Consider the following 443-nt stretch of genomic DNA (forward strand, 5'->3'; position numbering starts at 1 on the left):
ACGATACTTAAACTCCCACTTCATGGTACAGTCGTTCGATCTCATCAAGTGAGAGCTATATCTCCACGATTCCAGAGTTTTGCTAAGGCTAGATCTTTAGATTGAGAGTCGGAATTTCTACTCATAGACATTGAGCGTCCTATTTGAAGAAACACGTCACAACCGATTTTCGTACTGAAATTACCAGCTGACGCTGGCTGTAAGATTCCACGTACTGTTTCGGTTGAAAAGGGGCTTGATGTATGTCGCAGATAATCCCTTGAACTCATACTCCCGGTCCTCAGACAGTCCGTGGTTGTGAGTGAGATCACAGTACAACTCATCGTAATTTGCTAACACCTCAATATGGTGTTCTGCCTCTGATTTGGTCCGATCAGGTCCACTAAGTTCCGATTTGAGATGAGACAGGAGATCATCGTTATTCTGCAATGGATTCTCGATGA

1 protein-coding gene is annotated in these 443 nt (G+C 43.8%); it reads right to left on the minus strand.

Translation table 11 applies throughout. The features are described 5' to 3' along the window. Positions 1-180: 180 nt before the first annotated feature. Positions 181-443, minus strand: a 263-nt coding sequence (locus EXE42_RS19835; protein ID WP_206750764.1) for a hypothetical protein, incomplete at its 5' end; no start/stop codon positions are given.

The organism is Halorubrum sp. SP3 (assembly GCF_005435195.1).
In the GTDB taxonomy this organism is placed as follows: Archaea; Halobacteriota; Halobacteria; order Halobacteriales; family Haloferacaceae; genus Halorubrum; species Halorubrum sodomense.